The 15,547-nt window shown below is 66.9% G+C and carries 11 protein-coding genes; 8 read left to right on the top strand and 3 right to left on the bottom strand.

Annotation, left to right across the window (positions count from 1 at the left end; all coding sequences use genetic code 11):
- Nucleotides 1-33: 33 nt before the first annotated feature.
- The 5 genes from rfbB to N792_RS11660 all read left to right on the top strand — a co-directional run bounded on the left by rfbB (nucleotide 34) and on the right by N792_RS11660 (nucleotide 5,739).
- Nucleotides 34-1,089, top strand: a complete 1,056-nt coding sequence (rfbB, locus tag N792_RS11680) for a dTDP-glucose 4,6-dehydratase (RefSeq protein WP_036195396.1) — start codon at nucleotides 34-36, stop codon at nucleotides 1,087-1,089.
- Nucleotides 1,086-1,982 carry a glucose-1-phosphate thymidylyltransferase RfbA gene (gene rfbA / locus N792_RS11675; RefSeq protein WP_036195395.1) on the top strand — a complete coding sequence of 299 codons (897 nt, stop codon included), beginning with the start codon at nucleotides 1,086-1,088 and terminating at the stop codon, nucleotides 1,980-1,982. Before rfbB ends, rfbA begins: the two co-directional genes overlap by 4 nt.
- Nucleotides 1,979-2,536, top strand: coding sequence for a dTDP-4-dehydrorhamnose 3,5-epimerase (rfbC, locus tag N792_RS11670; protein ID WP_036195393.1), 558 nt, complete (start codon nucleotides 1,979-1,981; stop codon nucleotides 2,534-2,536). Before rfbA ends, rfbC begins: the two co-directional genes overlap by 4 nt.
- A 9-nt stretch (nucleotides 2,537-2,545) precedes the next feature.
- A complete protein-coding gene (gene rfbD, locus N792_RS11665) occupies nucleotides 2,546-3,439 on the top strand; it encodes a dTDP-4-dehydrorhamnose reductase (RefSeq protein WP_036195390.1) in 894 nt (297 codons plus the stop codon).
- 332 nt (nucleotides 3,440-3,771) lie between these two features.
- Nucleotides 3,772-5,739 (top strand): alpha/beta hydrolase family protein, encoded by a 1,968-nt coding sequence (locus tag N792_RS11660; protein WP_036195544.1) that lies wholly within the window; start codon nucleotides 3,772-3,774, stop codon nucleotides 5,737-5,739.
- Nucleotides 5,740-5,824: 85 nt separating this feature from the next.
- On the opposite strand, the gene N792_RS11655 is transcribed toward N792_RS11660, so the two are convergent.
- A complete protein-coding gene (locus N792_RS11655; protein WP_036195387.1) occupies nucleotides 5,825-7,564 on the bottom strand; it encodes a peptide MFS transporter in 1,740 nt (579 codons plus the stop codon).
- 161 nt (nucleotides 7,565-7,725) lie between these two features.
- Between N792_RS11655 and N792_RS11650 the strand changes: the two genes are divergently transcribed.
- From N792_RS11650 to N792_RS11640, 3 genes are all read left to right on the top strand, one after another.
- Nucleotides 7,726-9,696 carry an OPT family oligopeptide transporter gene (locus N792_RS11650; protein ID WP_036195384.1) on the top strand — a complete coding sequence of 657 codons (1,971 nt, stop codon included), beginning with the start codon at nucleotides 7,726-7,728 and terminating at the stop codon, nucleotides 9,694-9,696.
- Between the two features lie 82 nt (nucleotides 9,697-9,778).
- On the top strand, nucleotides 9,779-11,869 hold the full coding sequence (locus tag N792_RS11645; RefSeq protein ID WP_036195383.1) for a S9 family peptidase: 2,091 nt from the start codon (nucleotides 9,779-9,781) through the stop codon (nucleotides 11,867-11,869).
- Between the two features lie 160 nt (nucleotides 11,870-12,029).
- Nucleotides 12,030-13,277 carry a DUF819 family protein gene (locus N792_RS11640; protein ID WP_036195380.1) on the top strand — a complete coding sequence of 416 codons (1,248 nt, stop codon included), beginning with the start codon at nucleotides 12,030-12,032 and terminating at the stop codon, nucleotides 13,275-13,277.
- Nucleotides 13,278-13,289: 12 nt separating this feature from the next.
- Here the strand turns inward: N792_RS11640 and corA are convergent, their stop codons facing one another.
- On the bottom strand, nucleotides 13,290-14,309 hold the full coding sequence (corA, locus tag N792_RS11635) for a magnesium/cobalt transporter CorA (protein WP_052104047.1): 1,020 nt from the start codon (nucleotides 14,307-14,309) through the stop codon (nucleotides 13,290-13,292).
- A gap of 58 nt (nucleotides 14,310-14,367) precedes the next feature.
- On the bottom strand, nucleotides 14,368-15,510 hold the full coding sequence (locus tag N792_RS11630) for a lipoprotein N-acyltransferase Lnb domain-containing protein (protein WP_052104036.1): 1,143 nt from the start codon (nucleotides 15,508-15,510) through the stop codon (nucleotides 14,368-14,370).
- Nucleotides 15,511-15,547: the final 37 nt, after the last annotated feature.

Raw genomic sequence — 15,547 nt, 5'->3', positions numbered from 1 at the left:
CTTTGAATTTGCCCTTGAAACAGGAGTTGATGCATGCCGACGTGGCTGGTGACCGGCGGAGCCGGTTTTATTGGTGGGAATTTCGTCCTCGACGCGGTGAAGCAGGGCATCAAGGTGGTCAATCTTGATGCCCTGACCTACGCCGGCAACCTGGACACCTTGTCTGGGCTGGAGGGCCATCCGGACCACCTGTTCGTCCACGGCGACATCGGCGATGCGGCACTGGTCGCGCGGCTGCTGCGCGAGCACCGCCCGGACGCGGTGATCAACTTCGCCGCCGAGAGCCACGTCGACCGCTCGATCGACGGGCCGGCCGAATTCGTCCAGACCAACGTCGTCGGCACGCTGAGCCTGCTGGAGCAGGTCCGCGATTACTGGAAGTCGCTGGATGGGCCGCAGGGCGAAGCCTTCCGCTTCCTGCACGTGTCCACCGACGAGGTCTACGGTACGCTTGGCGAGACCGGCAAGTTCACCGAGACCACACCCTACGCGCCGAACTCGCCGTACTCGGCTTCCAAGGCCGCGTCCGACCACCTGGTGCGTGCGTTCCACCACACCTATGGCCTGCCGGTACTCACGACCAACTGCTCCAACAACTACGGGCCGTACCAGTTCCCCGAGAAACTCATCCCGCTGATCATCGCCAAGGCGCTGGCCGGTGAGCCGCTGCCGATCTATGGCGACGGGCTGAATGTCCGCGACTGGTTGTTCGTGTCAGACCACTGCTCGGCAATCCGGCGCGTGCTGGAAGCCGGTGGAGTGGGTGAGGTCTACAACGTCGGCGGCGAGGCCGAACGCACCAATATCGTGGTGGTGGAAACCATCTGCCGGATGCTGGACGAACGCCGTCCGCTGGCCGATGGCGGCAAGCGCGAGTCGCTGATCACCTACGTGACGGATCGCCCGGGCCACGACCGCCGTTACGCGATCGACGCCAGCAAGCTGCATGGCGAACTGGGCTGGGAGCCGGCGGTGACCTTCGACGAAGGCATGGCGAAGACCGTCGACTGGTACCTGGACAACGCGGCATGGGTGCAGCGCGTGCTGGACGGCAGCTACCGTCTCGAGCGCATCGGCGGCGTCGCATGACGGCGGCATCGACCCGCAAGGGCATCATCCTCGCCGGCGGTTCCGGCACCCGGCTGTACCCGGTCACCCAGGCGATCAGCAAGCAGCTGCTGCCGATCTTCGACAAGCCGATGATCTATTACCCGCTCAGCGTGCTGATGCTGGCGGGCATCCGTGAGGTGTTGATCATCAACACGCCGCACGAGCAGGCGTTGTTCCGCAACCTGCTGGGTGACGGTTCGCAGTGGGGCATGAAGATCGAATACGCCGTCCAGCCCAGTCCGGACGGATTGGCGCAGGCGTTCCTGATCGGGCGCGACTTCCTTGCCGGGCAGCCCAGCTGCCTGGTGCTGGGCGACAACATCTTCCACGGTCCGGGGCTGACGGCGATGCTCAAGCGCGCCGATGAGCGCGATCACGGCGCGACCGTGTTCGGCTATTGGGTCCGCGACCCGGAGCGCTACGGCGTGGCCGAGTTCGACGATGACGGCAAGGTGATCGGGCTGGAAGAGAAGCCGCTCAAACCGCGTTCCAACTACGCGGTCACCGGCCTGTATTTCTACGACGGACGCGCGAGCGATTTCGCCGCGCAGATCCAGCCATCCCCGCGCGGCGAACTGGAGATCACCGACCTCAACCAGTGCTACCTGGACGACGGCAGCCTGCATCTGGAGCGGCTCGGCCGCGGCTACGCCTGGCTCGACACCGGCACCCACCAGTCGTTGCTGGAAGCATCGAACTACGTGGAAACGATCGAGGCCCGGCAAGGCCTGCGGGTCTGCTGCCCGGAGGAGATCGCCCACAACAACGGCTGGATCGACAACGACCAGTTGCGCGCTCTGGCGCAGCCGTTGGTGAAAAACGGCTACGGCGAGTACCTGCTTTCGCTGATCGACCGCGGATACGTCGGATGAAAGTGATCCCGACCGACCTGCCTGGTTGCCTGGTGTTCGAGCCGCGTGTGTTCAGCGATGACCGCGGTTTCTTCTTCGAGACCTTCAACCACGACAAGCTGCGCGAACACGGCCTGCAGCCCGGGTTCGTGCAGGGCAACACGTCATCGTCGAGTCGTGGCGTCCTGCGGGGGCTGCATTACCAGTGGCCGAAACCGCAGGGCAAGTACGTCTCGGTGGTGGAGGGCGAGGTCTGGGACGTAGCGGTCGACCTCCGCCGTGGCTCGCCGCATTTCGGCCGCTGGACCGCCGTGTTGTTGAGCGCGGAAAACAAACGCCACTTCTGGATCCCGGAAGGCTTCGCGCACGGCTTCGTGACCCTGAGCGAACGGGCGGTGTTCACCTACCTGTGCACCGCGACCTACGACGCCCAGGCGGATGCGAGCCTGCGCTGGGACGATCCCCGGCTGGCGATCGACTGGCCCGTCAGTGCGCCGGTGCTGTCGGCCAAGGATGCCAAGGCGCCGTTGCTGGACGAGATCGCCGATGGACGGTTGCCGGTTTTCCAGGGCTGAGCGCCGCTGATGAAGATCCTGTTGATCGGTGGCAATGGCCAGGTGGGCCACGAACTGCGTCGCAGCTTGGCGCCGCTGGGCGGGCTTGTCGTGACTACGCGCAACGGCGCATTGCCTGATGGCGGTGCCTGCGAGGCCCTGGATCTGGCCGACCTTGGGCAGATCGATCCGCTGGTGCAACGCGTCGCACCGGATGTCGTCGTCAACGCGGCGGCCTACACGGCGGTGGATCGCGCCGAGGACGAGTCCGCGCTGGCGTACCGGATCAACGCCGAAGCGCCCGGCCTGATTGCCCAGGCCTGCCGGGGCTGCGGTGCGGAGCTGATCCATTACTCCACCGATTATGTGTTCGACGGCAGTGGCGAGCGACCGTATCGCGAGGACGATGGCACCGCGCCGCTGGGGGTTTACGGCGCCAGCAAGCTGGCCGGCGAACAGGCCATCGCGGCCAGTGGCGTGCGCCACCTGATCCTGCGGACCGCCTGGGTGTATGGCCTGTATGGAGCCAACTTCCTGCGCACGATGCTGCGCCTGGGCGCGGAGCGCGAGGAGTTGCGCGTGGTGGCCGACCAGATCGGCTCGCCCACGCCGGCGTGGCTGATCGCCGATGTCACCGCAGCCGTGTTGAAGGGTGGAATCGTCGAGCCCGGCGTGCGCCACCTGGTGAGCGCCGGCCAGACCAGCTGGCATGGTTTTGCACAGGCGATCTTCGCCGAGGCCCGGGCCGCGGGTCTGATCGACAAGGAGCCGCGTGTGCTGCCGATCACCACCGCCGAATTCCCGACCCGCGCGCGGCGTCCGGCCTGGTCGGTGCTGGATACCACGCGCCTGGCGGCCGATTACGGACTGGATATTCCGGACTGGCGGCAGGCGCTGGCGACGACGTTGTCACCCGCCCGCTGATTCCCGCCGGGATCGGGCCTGCGCATTTTTCCCGGCTGCAGGGGTTCGGAACTGCGCTTGATGCAGTACCCTTCCGCCGGGGATCGGGCAATCAGGGGATTCGCCGTTTTATCCACCTTCGATGTATGCCACCGGCCATGCGCCGGCGGCATCTGCCGTGGGTCGACGGCGCCCGGGTGTCCAGCTGCTTCGAGTCCTCGCGGCCCGGTCCCGGGCTCGTCCGTGCGCCCCGCAATCACAGCCGTTGCGCGATACCGAAGATCCACCGACAGGAGTCCATTTTGAAATCCATTGCCTGCACCGCACTGCTCGCCACCTTGCTGCTGTCGCCGATGGCGAACGGCACTGAATCGCCGTCGACCAGCGCATCGGCGACCACGGCCCGCAAAACCGTCAACATCGACGCCTACATCCGGTCCGACCGTTTCGAGTCGATCAAGATCTCGCCGAAGGGCGACTACTTCGCGGCCACCGTGCCGCTGGAAAATGGCGAGCGTACGGGGCTGGCGATCATGCGCCGGGCCGACAACTCGATCAGCACCACCTTCGCGCTGGACAAGAACACCCACGTGGCCGATTTCCACTGGGTCAATCCCGAGCGCCTGCTGATCAGCATCGCCGAGAAGTTTGGTGCGCTCGAAACGCCACAGCTCACCGGTGAGCTGTACGCCATCAATGCCGACGGCAGCAAGGGCACGTTCCTGGTCGGCCAGCGGATGATGGGTGAGGGTCTTGGCACCCGGATCCAGCCGCGCAAGGTCGAGCGGATCGCCGCGTTCCTGATCGATCCGCTGCTGAATGATGACAAGCGGGTGATCATCTCGGTGATTCCTTTCAATGATGATCCGTTCACCCGCGCCGAGATCATGGACGTCTACACCGGCAGGCGGGCCCCGGTTGCCCGCGCCCCCGTGCGCAATGCCAGTTTCATCACCGACAGCCAGGGCGTGGTGCGGTTCGCGGTGGGTGCCGGCCTCGACAACAAGCAACAACTGCATTACCGGGAAGGTGAGGGCAAGCCGTGGCAGCTGCTGCACGACCAGGCGGTCGACGACCTGGCGCAGACGCCGATCGGCTTTTCCGCCGACGACCGCACGGCCTATCTGGAGGTCGAGCAGGCCAGCGGTCCCAACGCAATCATCGCCTTCGACATCGCCACCCAGGCGCGCACCACGGTGCTGGTCGATGACATCGCCGATCCGGCGCGGATCCTGCGGACCAGCGGCAATGCAAGTCCGGTCGGGGCATTGTTGCTCGACGGCAAGCCGCGCACCGCGTTCTTCGACGAGCAGTCCGAGGAGGCGCGCCTGTATCGCAGCCTGGAGGCGGCCTTTGGCGGAGAACCCCTGCTGATCACCTCGCAGACCGCCGATGGCAAGGTCGCGCTGGTCCAGACCTGGAGCGACCGCAGCCCGGGCGACTTCTTCCTGTTCGACAAGCAGGCCAAGAAGGCCGGCCACCTGCTGAGCCGGCGCGACTGGTTTGATCCCGCGCAGATGGCGGAGCGGCGCCCGGTCCGGTTGCAGGCACGCGATGGCTTGGCCTTGCACGGCATCCTCACGGTTCCCAACGGCGCCAGCGGGAAGAACATGCCGATGGTGGTGATGCCGCACGGTGGCCCGTTTGGCATCCAGGACTTCTGGGGTTTCGACACCAGTTCGCAGATGCTCGCCGAGGCGGGCTATGCGGTGCTGCAACTCAACTTCCGCGGGTCCGGCGGGTACGGCAAGGCGTTCACCGAGGCCGGCAAGCGGCAGTGGGGCCTGGCGATGCAGGACGACCTGACCGATGCGACCCGCTGGGCGATCCAGCAGGGCGTTGCCGATGCCAACCGCATCTGCATCTATGGCGCCAGCTATGGCGCGTATGCCGCGCTGATGGGCGTGGCGAAGGAGCCGGACCTCTACCGTTGCGCCGTCGGCTACGTCGGTGTCTACGACCTGCCGACCATGCACACCCAGGGCGATGTCCAGCGCCGGGGCTCCGGCGCCACCTACCTGCGCGAGTGGATCGGTGAGCGCCGCGATCTGGATGGCGTATCGCCGAACAAGCTGGCCGACAAGATCAAGGTGCCCGTGTTCCTCGCCGCGGGCGGCCGGGACGAGCGCGCGCCGATCCAGCACAGCCGGTTGATGGAACGAGCGCTGACGGCCGCCGGTGTGCCGGTGGAAACGCTGTACTACGACAACGAGGGCCACGGCTTCTATCTCGACAGCAGCAACCGTGAGTACTACACCCGGCTGCTGGCCTTCCTGTCGCGGCACCTGGGCGGGGCCGAAGCGGCGACCACGTCGAAGTAGCCGGTCCGGCCGGCGCGCACCGGTCGCAGCAACACGACAACGGCACCGTCATGGTGCCGTTGTCGCATGCGCCACGGTCAGCGCATCACTTCACCCCATGCATCCAGCGGCGGGCGATCGGGGTCAGCAGCAGGAACACGACGCCCGAGCCGATGCCGATCCACAGCATCATCTCGAACAGGTGGGCGTACTTGCCGGCCGCCACCACCATGTCGATCGCCTCGCCTTCCACGATGTCCAGCGAGGCCAGCTTGCCGAACTGCGCGGCGATGACCTCCGAGTACGCGGTGCCCAGCCAGAAAGCGCCCATCATCAGGCCGACCACGCGCGCGACCGAGAGCTGGGTCACCGCCGACAGGCCGATCGGCGACAGGCACATCTCGCCGATCTCCAGCACGAAGTAGGCCAGCACCAGCCACCACACGCTGGCCATCACGCCGGTGGCGCCGATCTGCTGCGCGGCCATCAGCAGCGGGATGAACGACAGTCCGGCGAACACCAGGCCGATGCCCATCTTGGCCGGCTTGCTGGGGTTGAGCCCGCGCTTGTCCAGCCACGGCCACAGCCACGAGAACACCGGGGCGAGCACGACGATGAAGAACGCGCCCAGGAAGGTCAGCGAGCCGGCCGTCTGCGGCACCAGCACGACGTCGTGGGCAATCGCGACCGCCAGTCCGACCGCCATCAGCCCGACCAGCGATTTCGCCAGTCCGCCATGGCCGCGGTCGCTGACCATCAGCGCGGCGATCATCAGCGGCGGGCTCACCGCCAGCGAGTACACCGCCCACGGCAACGCCGCGGTGTAGTCGCCCAGCGAGAGGGAGAACAGGTCCTTGCTCAGCAGGCGGTCGGTGAAGGTCAGCCACGAGCCGTAGGTCTGCTCGTACAGGGCGAAGAAGATCAGCACGCCGAAGATCAGGAACACCAGGGTCAGCATCTGCTGGCGCTCGATCTTGCTGCAGTGCTTCCACAGGAACCAGACGAACCATGCCGCCAGTGCGATGGCGATGACATGCATCGCGCCGTGCACGGTCCAGGTGCGCTGGATCAGCTGCCACACCACGGCCACCCCGGCGAAGCTGCCCAGGTAGATCCACCACTCGCGCGACAGGCCGGCGACGCGCTCGGCCAGCTTGCCCGGGTCGTTGGGCTCGGCATGCCCGTGCAGGTATTTCTGCCCCCACAGGAACATCACCAGCCCGGCGACCATGCCCAGGCCGGCCGCACCGAAGCCGTATTTCCAGCCGTAGGTCTCGCCCAGGAAGGCGCAGATCAGCGAAGCGAACAATGCGCCGACGTTGATGCCGGCATAGAACAGGGTGAAGCCGGAATCGCGGCGCGGGTCGTTCTCCGGGTACAGCCGGCCGACGATGGTGGAGATGTTCGGCTTCAGGAATCCCACGCCCATGATGATCAGCGCCAGCGACAGGTAGAACACCTGCAGCGCGCCCTCGTCGCGTACCACCACGCCATCGACCAGGCGGGCGGCTTCGCCCTCGTAGGCCATGCCGGTATGGCCCAGCACCAGCAGCACCGCGCCCAGCACCACCGCCTTGCGCATGCCCAGGTAGCGATCCGCGAGCAGGCCGCCGATCACCGGTACCGCGTACACCAGCCCGCCGTAGGCCCCCAGCAGATCGTAGCCGGCGTCGTCGCCGAACAGGTGGTACTTGAGGATGTACAGCAGCAGCAGCGCCTTCATCCCGTAGAACGAGAACCGCTCCCACATCTCGGTGAAGAAGCAGACGAACAGGCCCTTGGGGTGGCCGAGGAATTCGTCGCGCGGGTTGGCCGTGGTGGCGGTCGCGTTGGCGGCTGTGCTCATTGGGTATCCGGCGGGAACGAAGCGCCCGAGTATAGCGATCGGCCCGCGCGAGGCCTGCGGGTTGTGGGCTATCCTCGGCGACTTGCGTCGTTCTGCCTCATGGCCCGGAAAAGCTGGGCCGAGGCAAACCACGCCAAGCCTGCGTCCATCCGGAGCCTTCGATGAGCACACCCGTACCCGCACCTCCGCAACTGACTTTCCGCGCCGTCGTCCTGGCGATCATCCTGGCGGTGATCCTGGCCGCGGCGAACGCCTACCTGGGTTTGTTTGCCGGCCTGACCATCGCCACGGCGATCCCGGCGGCGGTGGTGTCGATGGGTGTGCTGCGCCTGCTCGGTGGCGGCACGATCCTGGAGAACAACATCGTCCAGACCGGTGCATCGGCGGGTTCGTCGATTGCCGCCGGCGTGATCTTCACCATCCCGGCGCTGATCATCCTGGGTTACTGGGACGACTTCCGGTATTCGTGGGTGCTGGCCATCGCCGGACTGGGTGGCCTGCTCGGCGTGCTGTTCTCGGTGCCGCTGCGGCGCTCGATGATCGTCGAGGATCCGCTGCCGTTCCCCGAGGGCAAGGCGGCGGCGGAGGTGCTCAAGGCCGGTGACAATCCGGGGCCGGGGCTGAAGATCCTGGCGTTGTCCGCGGTCATCGGCGCTGCGGTGAAGCTGGCCGCCCAGAGCGGCCTGCGGATGATTCCCGACAGCTGGGCGCAAGCCGGCTTCCTCGGCAATGGCAAGGCGCTCGCCTACCTCGGTACGGGGCTGTCGCCCGCGCTGCTTGGGGTGGGCTACATCGTCGGGCTGAACGTCGGCATCGTGGTGCTGTCGGGCGCGATCCTGTCCTGGCATATCGCGATCCCGCTGTATTACGCGTTCTTCACCGGCACCGATCCGGCCCTGGCGGCCCAGTTGGCCGGACAGGACGCCACCGGTGCGGCGTTCACCATCTGGAGCGCGAAGGTCCGTTACCTCGGTGTCGGCGCGATGCTGGTGGGCGGCGTGTGGACGCTGTTCTCGCTGCGCAAGTCGCTGGCCTCGGGCATCAAGAGCGGCATCGCCGCGGCGCGCAAGGGCGCTGGCCACGTGGTGGCCGAAACCGAGCGCGACCTGCCAATGAAGTGGATGCTGATCGCGCTGGTGGTGTTCGTGCTCCCGCTCGCGGTGCTGTACCACGCGATCGTCGCCGCCGATCCCTCCGTCGGCAGCCCGTGGGCGATCGGCATCCTGATGACGATCATCATGATCATTGCCGGCTTCCTGTTCGTGTCGGTGTCGGCGTACCTCGCCGGCCTGGTCGGCTCGTCCAACAACCCGGTGTCGGGCATCACCATCGCCACGATCCTGTTCGCATCCCTGGTGCTGGTGCTGCTGCTCGGCCGCGAGTCGCCGATCGGCGCGGTGGCCGCGATCATGATCGGCGCGGTGGTGTGCTGCGCGGCGGCGGTGGGTGGCGACAACCTGCAGGACCTGAAGGCCGGTTACATCGTCGGCGCGACGCCGTGGAAGCAGCAGTTGATGCTGGCCATCGGCGCGTTCTCCTGTGCGCTGGTGATGGCGCCGGTCCTGAACCTGCTGTCGGCGGCCTACGGCATCGGCGCACCGACCGCCGAGCACCCCAATCCATTGGCCGCCCCGCAGGCGATGCTGATGGCCTCGGTCGCCAAGGGCATGTTCGGCGGCGAGTTGCCGTGGGTGATGATCGCCCTGGGCGGCGTGGTCGGCGGGCTGGTGATCGGTCTTGACGAATGGCTGAAGAAGCGCGGCTCGAAGTTCCGGGTGCCGGTGCTCGCCGCCGCGATCGGCATCTACCTGCCGCTGGAGCTGATGGTGCCGATCTTCCTCGGCGGCCTGCTGGCGCACCTGGTCGAGCGCAAGCAGAAGCTGGCGGCCGACAACGAGGACGACAAGGACCGCATCCATCGTCCCGGTGTGCTGTTCTCCGCCGGCCTGATCACCGGCGAGGCGCTCATGGGCATCGCCATCGCCATCCCGATCGTGGTGTCCGGGCGTGCCGACGTGCTGGCGTTGCCGGCTGCCTGGCACTTCAGCCAATGGATCGGCCTTGCGGTGCTGGCCGTGGTCGGCTGGCTGCTGTACCGCACCGGCGCGAAGGCGCAGCCGGCCAATGCATAGCGGTGGACCGGGTTTGCCGCGATTGCCGCGCGAGCCCTGCCACCGGAGTTCACTGATGTTCCGACAAGAAAGGGGAGTTCCCATGCGTTTTTGTCACGCCGTCATGCCGCTGCTGATCGCGCTTGCGTTGCCCGCGACCAGTCTTTCCGCCCAGGCAGCCACCCGCGGCCTGCAGCCACAGGATCTGGCGACGCTGGATCGCTTCTCCTCGCCGGTCCTGTCGCCCGATGGGCGGCTGGTGGTGTTTGCGAAGAGCGTGACCGACTTCGACGCGAACAAGGCTTCGTCCTCGCTGTGGGTCGAGAACCTGCTCACCCGCGACGCCGCACCGCCGGTGCGCTTGACCCCGGTAGGCTGGAACGTCAATTCACCGGCGTTCTCGCCCGACGGCAGGACGGTGTACTTCCTCAGCGGCAAGTCCGGCACCTCGCAGCTGTATGCGATCCCGTCACAGGGCGGAAAGCCGGTCCAGCTGACTGACTTTCCGCTGGATGTCGGTGGCTACCAGCTCTCACCCGATGGCTCGAAAGTGGCGTTCAACGTCGAGGCGTTCGTCGACTGCGGCAGCGACCTGGCCTGCACCAAGGCGAAGCTCGATGCGCGTGCGGCGAGCCCGGAAACCGGCGTCGTCTACGACCGCATGTTCGTGCGCCATTGGGATGCCTGGAACGACGGCCGCCTCAACCGCGTGTTCGTCACCGCGTTGCCGACCGGCAAGGCAGTGGCGAGCACGGCCACCGCGATCGCGACCGATGTGATCGGCGACGTGCCGTCCCGGCCGTTCGGCGACAGCAGCGAATACACCTGGGCCCCGGACGGCCGGTCGCTGGTGATGAGCGTGCGCAAGTCCGACCGCACGGAGCCGTGGTCGACCAATTTCGACCTGTACCAGGTCAGCGCCGACGGCAGCGGCGCGGCGAAGAACCTGACCGCCGCCAACCTCGCCTGGGACACCGGTCCGGTGTTCAGCCAGGGCGGCGACCGCCTGTATTACCGCGCGATGAAGCGTCCCGGCTTCGAGGCCGACCGCTTTGGCGTGATGGTGCTGGACCTGGCGACCGGCGAGAGCCGCGAAATCGCTCCGGGCTGGGACCGCTCGGCAGACAGCATCGCGCTGTCGGCGGACGGGGCGACGCTGTATGTCACCGCCCAGCAGGTGGGCCAGCATCCGCTGTTCGCGATCGACGTCGACAGCGGCGCGGTGACCGAACTGGTCGGTGACGGCAGCATCGGTTCGGTGCAGGTCGCCGGCGACACGCTCGCGTTCACCCGCAACAGCCTGACCAGCGGTAACCAGGTGTTCACCGGCAGCACCGATGGCGGGTTCGAGCGGGCGATTACGCCGAGCGCCGGCGAGATGCTGCCGGAGGTGGCGTTCGGCGAGTTCGAGCAGTTCAACTTCAAGGGCTGGAACAACGACACCGTGCACGGCTACGTGCTCAAGCCGTGGAACTACGAGGAAGGCAGGCAGTACCCGGTCGCGTTCCTGATCCATGGCGGCCCGCAGGGCAGCTTCGGCAACGGCTGGAGCACCCGCTGGAACCCGCAGACCTATGCCGGCCAGGGCTATGCGGTGGTGATGATCGACTTCCACGGCTCCACCGGCTACGGCCAGGCCTTCACCGATGCGATCAGCCAGCACTGGGGCGACCGCCCGCTGGAGGACCTGCAGAAAGGCTGGAAGGCGGCGCAGGAAAAATACGCGTTCCTGGATGGCGGCAACGCCTGCGCATTGGGCGCCAGCTACGGCGGCTACATGGTCAACTGGATCGCAGGCAACTGGCACACACCGGCCTCGGGCGCGTGGAAGTGCCTGGTCAACCATGACGGCGTGTTCGACACCCGGATGATGGGTTTCGTCACCGAGGAGCTGTGGTTCACCGAGTGGGAGAACGGCGGCAGCCCGTGGGACAAGGGCGCCGACTACGAGACGTTCAACCCCAGCCGCCACGTCGCCGACTGGCGCGTGCCGATGCTGGTGGTCCATGGCGAGATGGACTTCCGGATTCCGGTCAGCCAGGGCCTGGGTGCGTTCACCGCGCTGCAGCGCCGCGGCATCGAGTCGAAGTTCCTGTACTTCCCGGACGAGAACCACTGGGTTCTCAAGCCGCACAACTCGGTGCAGTGGCATGACACCGTCAACGGCTGGTTGCAGCAGCATCTGGGCCAGTAGGCACGTCATCCGGGCCGGTCGCGGCGGCGATAGCCGCGGCCGGTTTTCCGCACGAGTCATTCCCCGTTTTCCTTTCTTGCGTGCCGGCTGCGCCGGCCTGCCTCTGTCGACCTGTCCCCCTGACCGCCATGCGTCCGCCGATGGCTTCGGAGTCTGATCCATGCCCGACATTTCCACCGCCCTGATCACCGACGATGCCGTCGTCCTCGGCCTGCTCGCCGTCACGCTGGGAGCCGTGTTCTGGACGGCATCGCGTCCGGACGGGTTCTGGCAGAAGTTCTACAACGTCGTGCCCGCATTGCTGGTGTGCTACCTGGTGCCGGCGATCTTCAACAGCATCGGCCTGATCGATGGAGCCGGCTCGGGGCTGTACCCGATGGCGCGCGACTACCTGTTGCCCAGCGCTCTGGTGCTGTTCTGCGTGGCGATGGACATCGGCGCGATCCTGCGGTTGGGGCCGAAGGCGCTGATCATGTTCCTCACCGGCACCGCCGGCGTCATGCTCGGTGCGCTGGTGTCGTTCTGGGCAATGGGCTTCATCCACCCGGAGACGGTGGCCAACGAGACCTGGCGCGGCATGACCACCGTGGCCGGCAGTTGGATCGGCGGCGGCGCCAACCAGGCGGCGATGAAGGAGGTGTTCGAGGTGGATGCGACGCTGTTCGGCCAGTTCGTCGCAGTCGACGTGATCGTGGCGTACTTCTGGATGGCGATCCTGCTGTTCATGGCGCCGCGCGCGGCCGCCTTCGATCGCTGGGTCGGCGCGGACACGTCCGCGATCGAGGACCTCAAGCGGCATATCGCGACCTACCAGGCCGAGCATGCGCGCGTGCCGACCATGACCGACTTCATGCTGATCTTCGCGATCGGGCTCGGACTCACCGGCCTGTCGCATTTCCTCGCCACCCCGCTGGTGGGCTGGATCCAGTCCTTGCCGCTGGAGTGGCGCCTGCAGGACTACAGCCTGGACTCGCGGTTCTTCTGGATCGTGGTGTTTGCGACCACCTTCGGGGTGATCCTCAGTTTCACCCGCGCCCGCCGGCTGGAGGGCGCGGGGGCTTCCACCATCGGCTCGGTGATGCTGTACGTGCTGATCGCCACGATCGGCATGCAGATGGACCTGAAGGCGTTGGCGGACAAGCCGATGCTGCTGTTGCTCGGGGCGATCTGGATCAGCGTGCATGCCGTGTTGCTGGTGGGCGTGGCGCGGCTGATCCGTGCGCCGCTGTTTTTTCTCGCCGTCGGCTCCCAGGCCAATATCGGCGGGGCGGCATCGGCACCGGTGGTGGCCAGCGCGTTCCATCCGTCACTGGCTCCGGTCGGCGTGTTGCTGGCCGTGTTCGGTTACGCGCTGGGCACCTACTGCGCCTACATCACGGGACTGGGCCTGCAGTGGCTGGCCGGCTGACGCGACTGCTTCCTACAGCCAGCCCGAGCGCTTGAACATCCGGTACAGCACCACCACGCTCACCGCGACCGCGCCGATCAGGATCGGATAACTCCAGCGCCCGGCCAGCTCGGGCATGTGGATGAAGTTCATCCCGTACCAGCTGGCGATCAGCGTGGGCGCGGCCAGCAGCGCGGCCCACGCGCCCAGGCGCTTGACGATCTCGCCCTGGCGCACGGTGACCAGGGACAGGTTGACGCTGACCGCCGCGGTCAGCATCTCGCGCAGGGTGTCGGTGTTCTCGTTGATACGCATGGCATGGTCGTGGATGTCGCGGAAATACAGCTGCATTTCCTCGTCGATGAGTTCCGCCCGCGGGCGTGCCAACTGGGACAGGACATCCTGCAACGGTGCGACCGCCATGCGCAGCCGGGTCAGCTCGCGCTTGAGGTCGTAGAGCTTCTGCACGGTGTGCTTGCGGAAGTCGTCGGCAAATATGTCCTGCTCCAAGGCGTTGAGCGCATTGCTGAACTCGTCGACGATCGGCAGCAGACGGTCCACGACCATGTCGAGCACCACATACAGCGCCCCTGCCGAACCGTGTTGCAGCAATTCCGGCTCGCGCTCCATCCGTGCGCGTGCGGTCGCGTAGCTGCTGGATGCACCGTGGCGCACGCTGACCAGGTAGCGGGAGCCGACGAACAGGTGGGTTTCACCGAAATGGATCTCGCCATCGATCGCCTGGGCGGTGTGCACGGCGATGAACAGCGAGCGGCCGTAGGTCTCGATCTTCGGCCGCTGGTGCGCGTTGCTTGCGTCCTCGATGGCCAGGTCGTGCAGGTCGAACTCCTCCTGCAGCTTCTCCAGGATTGCGTCGTCGGGTTCGTACAAGCCGACCCAGACGAAGCTGCCATCGTCCACCGCCAGCACGTCGCTGATCGCCTCCAGGTCGATATCCCGCCGGCTGCCATCGCGACCGTAGGCGGCGCAGTTGACCACGCTCGCAGGCAGCAGCCTGGGCAGGGCAGGGTGAGGCGTGTCGGTGATATCCATCATCGGCATCCTGCCCGCGCGACGGACAGGCGGCAAGGACCGGGAGCAGCCTCGGCGCTTATCGCCGAGCCGGTTGCTGGCGGCGACGCAGGCCCAGCATCAGGCCCAGGTGGATCGGCAGCAGCAGCACGATCCAGTGCAGGTTCTGCTGCGGCCGCAATTGCATCCCGTGGGTGAAAAGTCCCAGCGTGGCCAGCACCACCAGGATCGTCAGGACGATGCCGAACCAGCGCCCCGGAGAACGTCCGCGCAACACCTGCCAGCCACCCGGCAGCAACGCCCAGGCCAGCGGGTTGAGCAGCAGCAGGTTGTAGTTGGCCCACCCGAACCGGTGCTCGGTACCGAACCAGATGAACAGCATCAGCGCGCCGACCAGACCGGCCAGCGTCCAGGCCGGCAGCGCGATCGCGGCGGCGATGCGGGGCCTGTGGATGCCCAGCCAGCGCAGCCCTGCGCCCAGGGCAATGCCGGCCAGCAACCAGGGCCACCAGCGTTGCGGCATTTCCGGGGGTTCCGGACGAAGCCGGTGCGGCAACAGCTCGATTTCCTCGGCGACCAGCGGCCGTCCCCCGGTATTGCGGGTGTGGCGCAGCGCCGCCGCCAGTCGCATCGGCACGAACGCCTCGCTCCAGATCGACAGCGGCTGATCCGCCGCGCGCCCCAGGCCGATGTCGAAGCCCAGCCGCATCCAGAAGTCGGGCGATGCCAGCCGGGTCGATTCGCTGCGGAAGGTGCTGCCCTGCGATCCGCCCATCTGCCGGCGCAGGCCGCCGTCGAGCACCCGGTCCAGCGCATCGCGCACCCGGGTGGAGCAGTTGTCGAGGAAATAGTCGTAACGGTAGTGCGCGTTTTCCGGCCGCGCGTTCTCCGCCAGCGCGTCGGCGAGTGCCTGCGCCTGCGCGTCGTCCAGATCCAGCCATTGCAGGCTGACGCCGCGGCCGACTTCGCGGTAGTACGCCAGATCCTGCTGCAAGGGCAGGGCGGCCAGTTGGTAGCGCATGTCGCCGCGCACGAAACGGCTGATGAAATCCGCTTCGGTCGGATCGAAGTAGCCGAAGTTGTAGGAGGTCGCGGTGCCTGCGACCGGGTCGGCGACCAGGATCGCGTTGTGGCCGAAGCGCTCGAAGAAGATCTCGCCGGGCTGCATCGTCACCACGCCGATGCGCGGGGCGGCGACGGCGGCGAACGCGCACAGCCACATCAGCGCCAGTACCGCGAATTGCCTCAGGGCTGCGTGG

Origin of the sequence: Lysobacter concretionis Ko07 = DSM 16239, from assembly GCF_000768345.1 — a bacterium.
GTDB classification, from domain to species: domain Bacteria; phylum Pseudomonadota; class Gammaproteobacteria; order Xanthomonadales; family Xanthomonadaceae; genus Novilysobacter; species Novilysobacter concretionis.
Note: the sequence above shows the minus strand (reverse complement) of the source record. Positions and strands in the feature narration are given on the sequence as shown.

Coding starts and splice junctions, on each gene's coding strand:
- rfbB (WP_036195396.1), top strand. CDS start 34: ATGCCGACGTGGCTGGTGACCGGCGGAGCCGGTTTTATTGGTGGGAAT.
- rfbA (WP_036195395.1), top strand. CDS start 1,086: ATGACGGCGGCATCGACCCGCAAGGGCATCATCCTCGCCGGCGGTTCC.
- rfbC (WP_036195393.1), top strand. CDS start 1,979: ATGAAAGTGATCCCGACCGACCTGCCTGGTTGCCTGGTGTTCGAGCCG.
- rfbD (WP_036195390.1), top strand. CDS start 2,546: ATGAAGATCCTGTTGATCGGTGGCAATGGCCAGGTGGGCCACGAACTG.
- N792_RS11660 (WP_036195544.1), top strand. CDS start 3,772: ATGGCGAACGGCACTGAATCGCCGTCGACCAGCGCATCGGCGACCACG.
- N792_RS11655 (WP_036195387.1), bottom strand. CDS start 7,564: ATGAGCACAGCCGCCAACGCGACCGCCACCACGGCCAACCCGCGCGAC.
- N792_RS11650 (WP_036195384.1), top strand. CDS start 7,726: ATGAGCACACCCGTACCCGCACCTCCGCAACTGACTTTCCGCGCCGTC.
- N792_RS11645 (WP_036195383.1), top strand. CDS start 9,779: ATGCGTTTTTGTCACGCCGTCATGCCGCTGCTGATCGCGCTTGCGTTG.
- N792_RS11640 (WP_036195380.1), top strand. CDS start 12,030: ATGCCCGACATTTCCACCGCCCTGATCACCGACGATGCCGTCGTCCTC.
- corA (WP_052104047.1), bottom strand. CDS start 14,309: ATGGATATCACCGACACGCCTCACCCTGCCCTGCCCAGGCTGCTGCCT.
- N792_RS11630 (WP_052104036.1), bottom strand. CDS start 15,510: ATGTGGCTGTGCGCGTTCGCCGCCGTCGCCGCCCCGCGCATCGGCGTG.